At 37.0% G+C, this 16,280-nt stretch carries 10 protein-coding genes; 1 reads left to right on the top strand and 9 read right to left on the bottom strand.

The features are described from left to right. Window positions 1-41 precede the first annotated feature (41 nt). A complete protein-coding gene (nuoH, locus tag IM500_RS05105; protein ID WP_002762098.1) occupies window positions 42-1,160 on the bottom strand; it encodes an NADH-quinone oxidoreductase subunit NuoH in 1,119 nt (372 codons plus the stop codon). Window positions 1,161-1,538: 378 nt separating this feature from the next. Then, window positions 1,539-2,228, bottom strand: coding sequence for an orotate phosphoribosyltransferase (gene pyrE, locus IM500_RS05100; protein WP_081417843.1), 690 nt, complete (start codon window positions 2,226-2,228; stop codon window positions 1,539-1,541). A 53-nt stretch (window positions 2,229-2,281) separates the two neighbouring features. Between pyrE and IM500_RS05095 the strand changes: the two genes are divergently transcribed. After that, window positions 2,282-2,734, top strand: a complete 453-nt coding sequence (locus IM500_RS05095; RefSeq protein ID WP_002796351.1) for a hypothetical protein — start codon at window positions 2,282-2,284, stop codon at window positions 2,732-2,734. A gap of 114 nt (window positions 2,735-2,848) precedes the next feature. On the opposite strand, the gene IM500_RS05090 is transcribed toward IM500_RS05095, so the two are convergent. From IM500_RS05090 to IM500_RS05060, 7 genes are all read right to left on the bottom strand, one after another. After that, a complete protein-coding gene (locus IM500_RS05090; RefSeq protein ID WP_190723711.1) occupies window positions 2,849-4,843 on the bottom strand; it encodes an ABC transporter ATP-binding protein/permease in 1,995 nt (664 codons plus the stop codon). Window positions 4,844-5,026: 183 nt separating this feature from the next. Continuing rightward, complete coding sequence (locus IM500_RS05085; RefSeq protein WP_190723710.1) at window positions 5,027-5,635, bottom strand: acyltransferase; 609 nt, start codon at window positions 5,633-5,635, stop codon at window positions 5,027-5,029. A gap of 97 nt (window positions 5,636-5,732) precedes the next feature. Further along, on the bottom strand, window positions 5,733-10,205 hold the full coding sequence (locus tag IM500_RS05080) for a non-ribosomal peptide synthetase family protein (protein WP_353737892.1): 4,473 nt from the start codon (window positions 10,203-10,205) through the stop codon (window positions 5,733-5,735). Between the two features lie 84 nt (window positions 10,206-10,289). Then, a complete protein-coding gene (locus tag IM500_RS05075) occupies window positions 10,290-11,066 on the bottom strand; it encodes an SDR family NAD(P)-dependent oxidoreductase (RefSeq protein WP_190723708.1) in 777 nt (258 codons plus the stop codon). 56 nt (window positions 11,067-11,122) lie between these two features. Then, window positions 11,123-14,401, bottom strand: a complete 3,279-nt coding sequence (locus IM500_RS05070; RefSeq protein ID WP_287737880.1) for a non-ribosomal peptide synthetase — start codon at window positions 14,399-14,401, stop codon at window positions 11,123-11,125. A gap of 91 nt (window positions 14,402-14,492) precedes the next feature. Next, the gene (locus IM500_RS05065; RefSeq protein ID WP_233256357.1) at window positions 14,493-15,497 is read right to left on the bottom strand and encodes a putative capsular polysaccharide synthesis family protein; all 1,005 of its coding nucleotides are present in this window, start codon (window positions 15,495-15,497) and stop codon (window positions 14,493-14,495) included. Beyond that, the gene (locus tag IM500_RS05060) at window positions 15,469-16,269 is read right to left on the bottom strand and encodes an SDR family oxidoreductase (protein WP_287737878.1); all 801 of its coding nucleotides are present in this window, start codon (window positions 16,267-16,269) and stop codon (window positions 15,469-15,471) included. Before IM500_RS05060 ends, IM500_RS05065 begins: the two co-directional genes overlap by 29 nt. Between the last annotated feature and the right edge of the window lie 11 nt (window positions 16,270-16,280).

The raw sequence follows: 16,280 nt of genomic DNA, 5'->3' as shown, positions 1-16,280 counted from the left end.
ATGGTCAGAGGGGTAGTAGGTTAACAGGGCAAAAACGGGAATTAACCGCCAAAAGCAAAGGGAAAAGCTAGTTTTAGGGCGGCGGTAAGTAGTAAGTTAACTAAAGATACTGGTAAGAGGAATTTCCAGCCTAAATCGAGTAATTGGTCAATGCGAACCCGGGGTACGGTCCAACGCAAGAGAATAGCGATGAAGATGAGAAAATAGGCTTTTAATACTGTCATCGTAATCCCTAGGGAAGCGGTGATAATTTGTAGCCAAGGATTGGTTTCACTCACTCCCAACCAGCCGGCCAAAGCATTGACAGGGATAGGAAATTCCCAACCGCCAAGATAGAGGACGGCGAAAACTAGGGCCGACAGCACGAGGTTAACGTAGGAACCCACATAAAAGAGAGCGAATTTCATCCCCGCGTATTCGGTTTGATAACCGGCGACTAATTCCTCCTCCGCTTCCGGTAAATCGAAAGGCAGACGTTCACACTCAGCTAAAGCGGCAATCCAGAAAATCAGAAAACCCACCGGTTGGCGCCAGATATTCCAGCCTAAAATGCCATAACCGGATTGTTGTTCGACAATATCAATGGTACTGAGACTATTAGACATCATTGCGATCGCTAATACCGATAAAGCCAAGGGAATTTCATAACTAATCGATTGCGCCGCCGCCCGCAGGCCTCCCAGCAAGGAATACTTATTATTCGAGGCATAACCCGCCATTAATAAGCCAATGGGGGCAATACTGGACAAGGAAATCCATAAAAAGATACCTACGTTTAGGTCAGTAATCACCAGATTTTGACCGAAGGGGACGATGAGATAGGAGACAAACACCGGCATCACCACCAAAATCGGCCCGAAGAGGAATAACCAAGGGTCAGCCTTAGCGGGGACGACATCTTCTTTAAAGACTAATTTGAGACCGTCGGCGACCGGTTGTAAAACGCCCAAGGGGCCTGCGTATTCCGGCCCGATACGCTGTTGGACGGCGGCGGAAATTTTCCTTTCTAACCAGACGCAGACTAAAACCCCCACCGTGGCGGCTATAATCATCAGGAACATGGGTAAAGGCATCCAAATCGCTTTAGCCAGTCCTCCACTTAATCCCAGGTCTGTTAGGGATTTAATGAAACTTTCTTGTAAATCTATGCCTTGATTCATATTTGGCGATCGCTGTACTGTCGATAGTTCGGCATGGTTTGAAGATTTTTAAGCAAATCTTATAGCCTAGTATACAGTTAGTCGGTCTGAGGGTTATCAGTCAAGTGACAAAGGCTTCAACTCATTAGCAGCCAAGAGAGTCAAGCAATCTTGATTCCCCCGCCGAGAATAGGTATTAGTCAATAGTTAGACTCTGAATCTATCAATGTTCCCAGCTGTTTCTTAGCGCCGACAACCTCAGCTAGTGACCAATTATTCACAGGAAAAAAATCTAGATAACTTACCGTTTAGGCAGTTAAAGCCGCTCTCCAGTCCCTTGTGCGATAAGTTTTACCGACTGTTAAAACCCAGTTATCGAGCGTTTCTGGCCACTCCCTGCTATTTATTATGATAAGCCGCCTGTAGGTCCCGAATCGAAAACAAAGCTTGAAACTGTATTCCCTGAGATTGGTAAAATTCCGCCCCTCCTTGCTCTCTATCCACCAAAGCAATGATTAAATCTACTTGATAACCGGCATCGCGTAATCTTTCTACCGCTACCATGGCACTTTTGCCCGTTGTCACCACATCTTCGAGAACAACCACCGCGGCACCCGGGTTTAAAGTCGGCCCCTCGATATAAGCCATGGTTCCGTGACCTTTTGCCTCTTTGCGGACAATTAAAGCTGGAATCGGGCGATTTTCGTAGGCAGATACCACAATAACGGCGCTGACAATCGGATCCGCCCCTAGGGTTAATCCTGCCACCGCTTGGGTATCTGGAGGCAGTAGCGACAGCAATAAACGCCCCACGGCTAAAGCTCCCTCCGCAGTGAGGGTAACTTGTTTGCCGTTGATATAGTAGCTGCTTTTTTGTCCTGAAGACAGGGTGAAATCCCCCTCTCCATAGGCAAGACGGACAAGAGCATCGAGGAGAAATTGACGCAGGGAAGCAGTATCGAGATTCGCTACCGAGGAATTAGCCATATTTTCAGGATTGGGAGCCTGACTGACTCCAAAATTTCGGTTACAATTAAGCCAAAAGTCATTATATATTGACTCGATCGCTAGTATTGATTTCTTTCTCATCCCATTGACGCGATTTTTTAATTAACCCTATCCCTGTGAGGAGATTTTTAGCCATGCGCGCTCAATTTTTACTTCCTTCCCTGTTTTGTTTAACCGGTTTAGTCTGGTTGAGTTCGCCTATTGCGATCGCCCAACGTTCCCCCGCCACCACTCCGGCACCGGTAAAAACCCAACAATTGCAACTTGTCCCCTCTCCCGATACGGCGGTGGGATTTAATAATATCCCCGGTTTGTTTAACCGCGCTGTTAATAACAATACGGGTCGTTTCTACGACTACACCAGCATTTTAGGACAGTTCAACTCTCGGGAGGGTTGGCGTACTTTTATGCAAGGTTCCTATTTCGATAATATGATTACCCGGGATGCGAAATTGGTCGAAACTTTATACTATGATGTCATGCAACAGCAACAGTCTGGCCCCTTAATTCGCACCCAAGATTTACCCAATCCCTTCGATACTTCCCTACAGGAAAATCCCAGTTATTTAAGTCCTGGCGGCTTTTAATTCGCCAATTCAACTCGGAATTGGCGAACAATGTAATGGGTCGAGAATCTTCTTTGAAGGTTCCCGAACTGCGGCAAGATGCCTTTTTAAGTTCGATCGAAGCTCCTTGAGAAGCTAAACTCTCACCCATTTGGCAATATCAAGGGTTTTGTCATAACGATAGCTCATGCCATCATTGGCAACAATTATTTGACCTCGACTGGCTTTATTTTTGATGGTACTTAAGCTATAGTTGGTCAGTTTTTGCATTTCTTGATGGGTAAAATTGTCTTGATTGTTAATTTCAGAGACAATTTCTATCGTTTCATCAACGGTTTTGGTATTGTTAGAATGAGTTGCAATCGCTGCTGATGGATGATAGTCTTCCATTCTCATTAAACGCCAAGTAGAATCCTCGGAAAGTTCCAAAACCTTTTGATGGTAGTTAAACAAACTTTCTCGATGTCCGACACTAATAAAGGTCTTGCCAGTTTGTTGTAACTGTTTATATAAATGATCTTCATTTTTTAAATCTAAAGCACTGGTGGCTTCATCTAAAATCACAAAATCTGGCTGATTAACGAATAGTCGCGCAAAGGCTAGACGCTGTTGTTCTCCTAAGGATAAAATATTTTCCCAATCCACTTCCTCATCAAAATTTTTGATGCGATTAAGAACATCTTGTAGGTTAACTTCTTGTAAGATTTCTTTTAATTGGGATTCACTCATCTCCGTTGTCGTTTGAGGATAAATTAGCTGTTCACGCAAGTTTCCTAAAATGATATAAGGACGTTGGGGTAAAAATAATAAATCGTCGAGGGGAGGTCGCACCAAATGACCTGTCCCTGTATTCCATAACCCAGAAATAGCGCGTAAAAGAGAACTTTTTCCTCGACCACTTGGCCCAACAATTAATAAACCTTTCCCTGGTTCAACGGATAGGGATAAATGTTCGACAATCACTTTAGCGGCATCGGGAGTTTGTAAGGTGACATCCTCAAAAGTTAGATTGTTATCTTCAATGACTTGAATGGTATTAACTGGGGTTTTTTGTTTGCTTACACCCTCTAAAGCTTGGTAAAACTCTTCTAAACGTTCAATATAATTAATAAACTCACCGGAGCGTCCAAATTCATCCACTAACACGGATAAGGCTGTGGAAAAGAAATAGCAACAATAGCTGGCTTGGTTAACTTGTCCAAACTCAATTTCACCACTAATATATAATGGGGAAACAATTAAGAAGGGGAAGATTTGAACAATGGATTGATAGCCTCGGTTAAAAAATTCCTGGGTTCTTTCCCAATTAATTCTTTCCATCATGATTTTAATCACCTGATTGAACTTTCTTTGAATAATATTTAACTCTTTTTCTTCCCCTCTAAAAAATGCAATTGATTCAGCGTGAGTCCGAACATGAGTAATGGCGTATTTATAGGTTCCTTCGATTTCTAATTGTTGTTTATTGACTTTATTTAGTTGTTGAGTAATATAGGTGGCAAGAATATTTCCAATAATCGTATAAACCAGAAGCACAATAGAAATGGTTTTAGAAATTGACCAAAGGATGACAATAAAAACCAGCATCTCCATAACTTTTTCAACACAGGTTGTTAAAAAGTCCATCGTTGTTCTGGCAATGGGTTGAATTTCTTGGGATAAACGTTGATCTGGATTTTCAATATCCCCTTTAAAATTAATTTGATAATAAGCACGATTTTTAAAATATTTTTGCAAGATACTACTATTGATCCATTGATACCAATCCAGCGCAATTAGTTTTTTAAGAAACCTAGACAATCCTGTGAAAAACGTCATACTGCCTAGAGTAATCCCATAAATAATGACAAAATGAGTTAATTTTTCTGCATCCCTAGCTTCTGTGACGCTAATTAAGTCTCTAAAAACAAAACTATTAAAAGCATTAAGACCTACTACTCCCACTAATAATAAAAACAATAAAACGAGCATTCCCCAGGAACGAATAATCTGCGAAAAAGCTCTATCCTGGTGTTCTTTAGGATACCAATAAACTTGAATAAATCTTAAAAATTCTTGAAGAGATTGATTGAAAGTTCGGGTATCTTCTTTGAGATTTATAGTATCTGAGGCTTTTTCTGCAACATTCATGGAATTCTTCTCGCACTAAAATGGGGGACATTAGAACTTTTAAGGTCTATCTATTGAGTTAGACACTAATTCAGCATACCATAAAAATCTGCATTATTATCACAAATTCTATTACTACTATTTTCTAGATTTTTTACATATCAGGAATCAATATTAACCTATTGTTTAGGCATTGGAGCAGATTCATAATCGTTTGATAATTTTGGCAGGATTACCTGCAACGATTGTAAAAGGTTCTACATCTTCTGTTAGAACCGAACCTGCTCCAATAATTGCTCCTTTCCCAATCGTAACTCCTTTAAGAATTCCAACATTAAATCCAATCCAAACATGATCTTCTATCACCACAGGTGCAGATTTTATATCAAGATACTTAGTATCCTTAATCAGATTATTTAAAATTGCTACTTCCACAAAATGTTTATGTCTTAAAACATAATTTAATGAATGAGCATCAGTGTCATAAATATTGACATCATCGGCAATTATAACTTCATTGCCAATTTTGATAGAATTTGCTGATCTAATTCCAGTTTTCTCACCAATATAACAATTTTTACCGATTTCTATTTTTCCATCATGGGTAAATAAAAACAATTCACCTAATATTATGGTATTTTCTCCGATAGTAATTAAACTTTTATCTACCCTATAATTTTCACACTTTCCGATAAATTTTACGGAACTGTGAACCGTGGCATTTTCGGAAAGTTGTTTACGTTTTTCGATTCGTTCTTGTTCTTCTAAGAATTTTGAAATTAATAAATATAATTTATGTTTTAAGTTAAACATAACATTTCCCTCTTAGAATTGATGCTCTGGATATTTTGAATCTGGGTATGAGATAAGCTGTGCAATTCAGCTTATGGAGTGTGATGAAATCGATCATTTATTGTGTTAAAAACCCACTTTTAGTAAAATATTCAAAATAAGTTTTTAACAATCTGTCATCAATTTTTGGAAAATTAAACGCTGTACCCTTTAACCCCATTACCGTATTTTGAGCATCAAACTGGGGGGGATAACCTGCGGATAAATTTTCATCTGAAAAATTATCTAACACCGGAGATAAAGCATTATCTGTATTAATTTTACATTGTTCTGTTAAATGTGATCGCCATTTTTCAAAAGAAACCAACTGCAACGGATAACCCATTTCCCGAACACAATCAAATAAGTCACGATTTAAGGTTGGGTGAGAATTCAACAAATGAAATGCTTTCCCTAAAGAGCTTTCTTGACTGGCTAAATGTATAATTGCACCACTCACATAATCCACAGGAGTGAGGTCTTCTGTACTATCGCCAAAATCAGGAATCATTCCTAATTGAATACAGCCTTTAATCATACGACAAAACAAATCTTCTCTATTACAAATTCCAGTTTTACTATGTCCAATAATTCGAGATGCTCTGAAAATTGTCATCGGAAGTCCCCGTTTTCCAGCTTCCATGATTAATTTTTCAGCGACCCATTTACTTTGAGTATAACCGGCATTGAGTCCATGATTTATACCCAGGGGATCAGATTCTTGAATTAAGTTTCCTTGAGCATAACTGGGGGAAAAAACAGAAATCGTCGAGACAAAATGGACAGGTTTGGTTTTAATTAAGCACGCTAATCTCAAGATTTCTGCTGTTCCTAAAACATTAGTGGGTTTCAGTATTGAATAGGGATAAATGGCATTAACCCAAGCTCCATTATGATAAATCAGATCAATTTGATTGGCTAATTCCAGAAAATCAGGTTCACACATTCCTAAACGTTGTTGGGATAAATCACCAATAACAGGAATAATACGAGAGCTTTTCTGTTCATCCCATAATTGAAAGATTTTTAATTTCTGGTAAATTTTCGCTTGAGCTTGTTCTAAACTTTTGTCTCGAATTAAACAATGAATATTAGCTTCGGTTTTGTCCAACAATTCAGCTAATAAATGAATTCCGAGAAAACCCGTAGCTCCTGTTAGCAAAATATCAGCAGGTTTTTGAGGAAAGGGAGCCACAAGATTCGGCGGTTGAATGGAGGGATCTAAGGTAATTTCGACTTGCCAATCTGGGATTTGATCACTCTCAATTGTATCAGATAAATTCAAGTCTAAATTAGAGGATAATCCTGCTACCGTCGGTTCTGAAAAAAGATAGTTTAAAGGAATATTAATAGCTAATTGTTCTCGCAGTCGAGAAATCACTTGGGCAGCTTTTAAAGAATGACCACCTAAGTCAAAGAAATTATCGAAAATACTAATTTGCTTTAACCCTAAAACATCTTGCCAAATCTCAGCAACAATTTTTTCCGTAGCTGTTCGGGGTGTAATCATCGTTTTTTGCTCCTGAATTTCGGTGGGTGCGGGTAAAGCGTTACGATCAATTTTCCCACTACTCATTAAGGGCAATTCTTGAAGCTGTACAAAGAAAGCTGGAATCATATAATCTGGTAATTTCTGTTTCAGAAAACTTCGCAATTTTGCAGGATCAATGGATGGAGATTTTGGCACAATATAAGCCACTAATTGTTTATTATTTTTTTGATCTTCTCGAACAATTACCGCCGTCGCTCGGACATCTGGGTATTCAGTTAATACGGCTTCAATTTCGCCAATTTCAATACGAAACCCTCGAATTTTAACTTGATTATCAATGCGTCCTAAAAACTCTATATTTCCATCGGGTAAATAACGAGCTAAATCTCCAGTTTTATAGAAACGTTGATATTCTGATGAATTAAAAGCATGAGTAATAAATTTTTCACGGGTTAAATCATCGCGATTGAGATAACCTTTGGCCAAACCTAAACCTCCAATTAACAGTTCTCCTGGTATTCCAATGGGGACTTGTTGCAAATAGCGATCACAAATATAAACCTGTGTATTTGTAATCGGTTTACCAATGGCAACAGAATGAATTTGAGCAATTTTATGACTCAAATTGGGATTAAAAACTGTGCTGGTTATCGTCGCTTCTGTCGGACCATAAGCATTCAACCAAGTGATATCTTCTCGTTGACTATTTGATAGTATTTTTTGCCATAATATTAATCGCTCTGGTAATACTTCTTCACTTCCTGTAATCACTAAGCGTAGGGTTTCAGGTAAGGTTATTAAAGTTTGAGATAAATCTAATACCCATTCATGCCAATAAGTAGCCGGAAGATTAATGACTGTTAAACGATTGTGCTGAATAAATTGAGTAAAATCAGCTAAAGAAGGGAATATTAATGCAGGACGCATGACTAAAGTTGCACCCGTTAAAAAGGTTGGATAAATTTCTTCAGCAGCTACATCAAAGGTAAAAGAAGCAAATTGTAAAATTCGATCACGATTTGTTAAATCATAGAATTTAATGATTCCTAAACTATGATTAACTAAACTTTGATGTTCAATCATAACCCCTTTAGGAGTGCCTGTTGAACCAGAGGTATAAATAATATAAGCTAAATTATTTGGCTGAATAGGGTTAACTAAATTGTTTTGGCTTTGACTAACAATTAAGTTTTCTTCATTATCCAGACAAACCACTTCTGCTTGATGATCACGGAATAAATTAACCAAGGTATTTTGAGTGATTAATACCGAGACTTGAGCATCATTTAAGATATAGTTTAAACGCTCTTGGGGATAATTGGGAGCTAGAACAAGATAAGCAGCACCCATTTTAAGAATTGCCAAAAAACTGATAATAATAGATACAGATTGTTCTAAACAAATTCCCACTAACGATTCAACTTTAACCCCCTTAGATTGGAGATAATGAGCTAATTGATTGGCACGATAATTTAAGTCTTGATAGGTGACTTTTTCCTTGCCCCATTCTATGGCAATATCATTCGGCGTTTTTAAAACTTGATGTTCAAATAATTCATGAATACAAACCTTTGGATTTTCAGCAATATTAGTCTGATTCCATTGAGCTAATAACTTTTGTTCTGATAACGGTAAAATTGGTAATAATTCAATTGATTGTTCAGGATTAACGGCAATTCCTTCTAATAAAGTTTTAAAGTGGGTAATCATGCGTTCAATCGTGTCTTGATTAAACAACGCGCAATTATAATCAAACGATCCAACTAAACCCTCAGTGGTTTCTTGCATGGCTAAGGTTAAATCAAATTGAGCAATTAAAGCATTCATCGGAACGGGAGTTAATTTTAAATCCGCCATCGAAAAATGATTAATGTGCAGCATATCTTCCCAAGAAAACATCACTTGGAATAAAGGACTATAACTTATATTTCGTTCAGGATTTACCGCTTCTACCACCTTCTCTAAGGGTAAATCTTGGTGTTCATAAGCTTCTAAAACTACTTGTTTGACTTGATTTAATAAAGCTTTAAACGAGAGATTTTCTTTAAACTGAGTGCGAATGGGTAAGGTATTAATAAAGCAACCAATTAAGGGTTCAATTTCAGGAAATTGTCGATTTCCACTGGGAATTCCAATCACAATATCTTCTTGACTGCTATAACGATATAATAAAATATTAAAAGCCGTTAACAGCGTCATATTCAAAGTAGCGGTTGACGTTTGGCTAATATTTTTCAGGTTTTGGCTTAATTCTGGACTTAGTTTAAATGTACAATTATTGCCTTTAAACGTTTGTATGGGAGGACGAGGATGATCAGTGGGAATTTCCAATAACGGTGGAATTCCCATTAATTTTTGTTTCCAATAATTAACTTCCTGGGTGAGTTTATCTCCTTGTAACTGTTGTCTTTGCCAAACGGCAAAATCACCATATTGAATAGGTAAATCGGGTAAAGGATTAGATTGTTTTTGTAAAAAAGCTTGATATAAACGAGAAAGTTCTTGTAGTAAAACTTTCATTGACCAGCCATCAAAAATAGAATGGTGTAAACTCAAAAATAAAAGATAAGAATCAGCTTTTAATTTAACCAAAAAAGTCCGCATTAAGGGGGCTTGGGTTAAGTCAAAGGGAGTATAAATTTCTTGTTCGGTTAATCGCTCTAATTCTTGGGTTTGTTCCGCAGAAGATAAAGACTGTAAAGCCAACAAAGGCAAATTTAAATGAATTTTCTGGTTAATAATTTGTCGGGGAATTTCGTCAAATTCTTGAAAACAAGTTCGCAACAATTCATGACGTTGCATAATAGTTTCTAAAGCTTTTCTAAAAATATTAATATCCAAATTGCCTTCAATTTGAAAGCGAAACGGCATATTATAGGTATAGCCTTGAGATTCTAATTGGTACAAAAACCAAAGTCGTTCTTGGGAAAAAGAAAGCGGTACAAATTGAGACGGATTTCTAGTCGGTATCGTATTTGTTTTTAAACCGATTCCTTTTTTTTGTAGTAATAGCTTCAGTAATTTTTGTTTGTCTTGAGAATTATGGTTCATTTTTGACATGAGTTAATAGGATTTATTTAATTTAGTGATTTTAGGTTGGTTTCATGGATACAAATCAACCTAAAAATTGTTTAATTATTGATGCTAAATAGCGGTATAACCTCCATCTACCATTAAAATTGCTCCAGTGACATAAGAGGAAGCTTCGGACGCTAAAAACACGACAGGGCCAATTAACTCTTCTAAATCTCCAGTTCGTTTCATGGGAATTCTAGTATATAATTCGTCCATTTCATCGGAAGTTGAACGTAAACCTTCTGTTCCTTCCATCATATTATTCATATAGCCCGGTGCAAAAGCATTGACTCGAATTTTGTGACTAGCTAATTCGACCGCTAGGGATTTTACTAATTGATTGACACCACCTTTTGCGGCGCTATATGCTCCTGAAGATTTGGGAACAGCAACGAAAGCACAGATAGAAGAATTCATAATAATTGAACCTGCTGTTCCTTGTTTGATCATTTGTTTGGTTGCGAGTTGAGCGCAATTAAAATAACCTTTTAAGTCAACATTAATAACCTGATCCCATTCAAATTCTTCTAATTCATCAGTGTTTTTGAGAATTTCAACTCCTGCATTACAGACCATAATATCGAGTTGACCATAATGAGCAACCGCCTGGTTAATTAAATTCTGACAAGCTTGACGTTGACGAACATCGGTCTCAATTGCGATGGCTTCGCCTGCTGCTTCTTGAATCAGTTGAACCGTTTGTTCAGCACCAACTTGATTAATATCACCAATTACCACCTTAGCTCCAGCTTGTGCTAATCCTTGCGCTAATACCCGACCAATTCCTCGGGCAGCACCCGTGATAATTGCAACTTTACCTGTTAAATCAAAGAGATGATTTGTCATTTTTTTTCCTTCAGTTTAAATCAATGTCCATTATAGAAAGATTAAGTCATTTAGGTTCAGCTTTGAGATAATAAAGCTTGAACTTCTTCTGGTGAAAGTTGGGAAATTTCTTGAACTGTTACGGCAATTTCATTTAGTAACCCTTCATTCCCCACTAATTCAATCATGACTTGAGTTAATTGGCTGATAGTTGAGTGATTAAAAAGTTGACGCACAGAAACTTCAATTTCTAAGGTTTGACGGATTTTACTAATCAGTTGAATTGCTTTTAAAGAATGCCCACCTAACAGAAAGAAATCGTCTTCAATCCCAACTCGTTCGACTTCTAAAATTTCTGCCCAAATTCCTGCTAAAACTTCTTCAATTGCAGTTCGAGGAGCGACATAATTTTGAGTTAACGATAAGGGGTTTTTATCGGGTATTGGTAAGACTTTTCGATTAACTTTACCGTTAGGACTGAGTTGAAAAGATTCCATCACAACAAAAGCAGAGGGAATCATATAATCGGGTAGCCAGTTTTCAAGGAAATGACGTAATTCAACTTGGTTTATGGTTTCACCTGGACGGGGAATAAAATAAGCGGCTAAATATTTTTCTCTGGCGGTTTCTCCCTGAACTGTAGCAACAGCTTGGGCAATTTGAGGATGTTGATTTAAAATAGTTTCTACTTCCCCTAATTCAATTCTATAACCTCTAACTTTGACCACATCATCAATTCTTCCTAAATATTCAATGTCTCCATTGGGTAAATAACGAGCTAAATCTCCAGTTTTATACAGCAATGAATTATCGCTAAAGGGATTAGCAATAAATTTTTCTTTGGTTAATTGGGGATTGTTGAAATAACCCCGCGCTAAACCGCCACCCGCAACATATAACTCCCCAGTGACTCCGATAGGTACGGGTTGAAGATGGGAATTTAAAATATAAACTTGCACATTAATCGCGGGTTTACCAATGGGAATATACTTCGGCCAAAGCTCAGGATTGGGGTCAAAGGTATAACTGGTAACGATATCCGCTTCTGTGGGTCCATAATAATTGTAAAGGGTACAATGTTCGAGTTTTTTGAATACAGAAATCATCGTTGGAGTAATTTGTAATTGCTCTCCAGCTGAAATAATTTCACGCAAGTTAGCAAATAAGTAGGTTTCCTCACTATAGGTTTCGATTAATTGTTGTAATAAGGTGACGGGCAAAATGGCTTTATGAATTGGATTGTTAGCGAACAATTGACTTAATTTAGCAAGGTCTAAGCGAGAATCTTCTGGAACAATAAATAAGCTTCCCCCTAAACACAAAGCGGCAAAGATTTCGTGATAGCTGACATCGAAATTAAAGGGAGCAAATTGTAAGAAATTCCTTGCAGATGACATTTTTACTTGATGATGCTCAATAATATTTGTTAAGGATTGATGCAGGATCATAATCCCTTTGGGCACACCCGTAGAGCCTGAACTATAAATAAGATAAGCCAAATCCTTTAAACTCACGGGGTTGCCGAGATTAGTCTTGGGTTCTAAGGCAATTTCTGACCCTTGTTCATCCAATAAAATCCGTTGAGAAATGGTTTCACTGTTTAAAATAAATTGACAATCTTTTTGGGTTAATAAGGTTTTGATTTGGGTGTCTTGCAGGATGTAAGAAAGTCTTTCTTGAGGATAGGTTGGGTCTAGAGGAACACAAACACCGCCTACTTTTAACACCGCTAAAATGGCAATTACCATATTAACAGACCGTTCTAAACAAATCCCGACTAAAGATTGAGAACTCACCCCAATTTTTTGTAAATAATGAGCCAATTGATTAGCAGATTCATTCAGTTCTTGGTAGGTTAATTGTTGCTCTTGAAAAACAACGGCAATGGCTGAAGTAGTTTTGAGAGTTTGTTGCTCAAATAATTGATGAACGCAGTGTTTTAGAGGCTTTTGGGTTGCAGTTTGATTCCATTCAATTAATAATAATTGACCTTCAGCTTCCGTTAATAAAGGTAAGTCTTGAATCCGACGATGGGGATTAATAGCGATTCCTTCTAATAAGGTTTTAAAATGACCTAACATCCGTTCAATGGTGTCATTTTCAAATCGTTCTTGAGGATAAATAATTTTAATACTTAAGGCTTCTCCAGGGGTGACAATAACCGTTAAGGGATAATCAGCATTGCCATAATCTTGCATTTCACCGACTTGTAAACCGCCTAAATTCTGACTATCATTGTCGCTAAAGGGTAAATTTTCAAAGACAACAAAACTTTCAAAAACTGAATGAGGGGACGGAATTTCACTCCATTTTTGAATATCAATTAGAGAACTATAACTATATTGCTCTCGTTCTAAATGCTCTTGTTGTAATTGTTGAAACCAAGTTAATAATTCAAGTTGAGGCTCAATTTTGATGCGAACGGGTAAGGTATTTAAAAACATCCCCACCATCGATTCAATTCCTGTAAAATTGGGCGGTCGTCCCGAAACGGTTGCCCCAAATACAATATCAGATTCACTACTATAATGATGTAATAATAAAGCCCAAGCTCCTTGAATTAGGGTAGAAAGAGTAAGGCGATATTCTTGGGCGAGTAATTTCAGACGACTGGTAATTTCTGGAGAAAGTTTTGATTTTTGATGAAGATAATTTTTACTTTGAGTAACAAGAGGATTTAACGGTTTATCAACGACTAATGGAGTTGGAGAGGTAAAACCTTGAAGATTTTGTCGCCAAAATCGTTCGGCTTCAGTTTGATCTTGCTGTTGTACCCAATTAATATAGTCTTGGTAAGGGCGGGGTGTCGGTAAATTGACGGGTCGATGGTTGATGAGTCCAGCGTAAAACTCGAAAACTTCTTTCAACAGAATTGCTGTTGCCCAACCATCTAATAAAATATGATGTCCAGTATGGATAAATTCATATTTTTGATCTTCGACTTGAATTAAATGACATCGAAGTAAGGGGACTTTATCTAATTCAAAATATTGCTCTTTATCAGAGATTAATAATTCCTGAAATTTAGTTTCTTGTTCGGCGAGAGAATGCGCTCGCCAATCATAATTAAACCAAGGTAAGGTGACATTTTTTCTAACCACTTGTAAAGGCTGTTTGGTTTTTTTCCAAGCAAAACAAGTCCGTAAAATACTATGTCTATCTACTACTTTTTGCCAAGCTTGTTGGAATGCATTAATATCTAAATTACCTTGCAAGGTGATTTGAATTTGTGATAAATACGTCTTTGATTCTGGATTATATAAAGAATGAAACAGCATCCCCTGCTGCATGGGAGAAAGGGGATAAATGGATTCAATATCTTTTTTACTAACCCTAGATTGTTGAGGTGTTACCATTATTTTTCCCAATAGATTAAATAAAAATGTGCGTGAGTTTATTGAATCAAATTTTATTCAATAAATACGATAAACTTAGAACGAATTACCTTTAACGTTGACTAGACCACTTGAGTTTAAATTTGTTAATTTCTTCATCGGTGTAAAAATGACGCACTAATGGTTGATCATAAATCTCTTCTAAATATTCATCACTAAAGGTCAGACTCTTTCTTAAATTATCATAGATGAGATAGTCATCCGCTTCTAAAAAGTCTGCTCGGTCAAGTCGTTCACAATCTAAATTTTCAACACCTAAAAAAGTTTCTAGGGCTTCTTTTAAGCAAGAATCAAGTTTTTCTAATTTTAAGACTAATAAGTCAATATTTCTGTCTGGGAAATTCGCAATCGCATAACCTTTTTCTTTCGGAAAATCAATGGAAGCGATATCAATGCCGAAAACTGGTTGCAATTCTTCTTCAAACCAGTCAAACTGCTTTCCATAAACAAATTTTTGAGACCAAAATTTTTTAATAATTTCATCCATTGTGATTAATCCTTCTTGATATTTTATGAAAAATTCAGGAAAAACAGATTGACAATGAATGACTTGAAAAAACCAAGAAATATTACGGGCGATGGGTTCTCGGACTCCAGTAATAATTTTAATATTTTTTTGATTTTTAATTTCCTCAATGTGTTCGCTTAAATATTTGGTCATACAGGAATGCCCAAAGGTAAAAGCATGATAATGTTTCTCCAGTTGCATTGTTTCCCAAATTTTTGAGAAATGTTCTGAATTCAGATTATGGATATGATAAATAGCTTGATTTTGCAGATGTTTTTTTAGGGTCAAATAGGTACTCATTGAACCGACTTTCCCCATTTGATAAACAAATATGACTGAAGAATTATTGAGAAGTTCTTGTTTTAATTTTCTTTCTGTATTCCACATATTAATCCTATTATTCATATAGGAATACACGGGAAAAAACTGTTTATCTGCGATGGGATAATAGTTAAGAGCTTGGTTTGAGAGTTTAGTTTGTGTGTTCATGATGCTTGTTGATGATGCTGGAGGGTTGAATTTAAAATGCTGACGAGGATAAACCACCATCGATGGGAATAGTAATTCCCGTTATATAACTCGCACATTCTGAAGCTAAAAATACAACGAGATTAGCAAATTCTTCAGTCGTACCAATTCGATTCATGGGAATTGTTTTGAGAATTCCTTCTCGGATTAAATCTGGGGTTGTTCCTTGCTTTTTGGCATAAATTTCTAAATATTCTCGATGTCTAGGGGTATCAATAACGCCGGGGTTAACACTATTAATTAAAACATTATAGGGGGCGGTTTGTCTAGCTACTGATTTGGTAAAATTCATTAAAGCTGCATTGACAACACCCGATTTAACTAAACGAGGAGATGGCTCTTTTCCCGATGTCCCAATGATATTAACAATTCTTCCCCAATGTTGTTTTTTCATAATCGGTAACACTAAATTGGTTAAGCGAATATAACCAATTAATTTTCCTTGAAAAACGTTTAACCAATCTTCATCGGAAAGGTTTTCAATTAAATTTTCAGCAAAGTTAGCTCCTTCAGAATTATTGACTAAAATGTCAATTTTGCCATATTGATTTAAAGAGTTCTGTATTAATTGTTCAGAATCTTGAGCTTGATGGACATCAGCCACTAAACGCAGAATTTCTTGGACAGGATAAGCTTGAGCCAGAGATTGATAAGCTTGTTCTAAGCGTTGGGAATTGCGACCACAAATAATTAAGTGACAGCCTTCTTCTGCTAATTTTTCAGCAATGGTAAACCCAATTCCCGCACTACTTCCCGTAATCAAAGCCACTTTATCTTTTAATCCTAAATCCATAAACTTTGTCC

Source organism: Microcystis sp. M179S2 (assembly GCF_020245805.1).
Taxonomy (GTDB): Bacteria; Cyanobacteriota; Cyanobacteriia; order Cyanobacteriales; family Microcystaceae; genus Microcystis; species Microcystis aeruginosa.
Note: the sequence above shows the minus strand (reverse complement) of the source record. Positions and strands in the feature narration are given on the sequence as shown.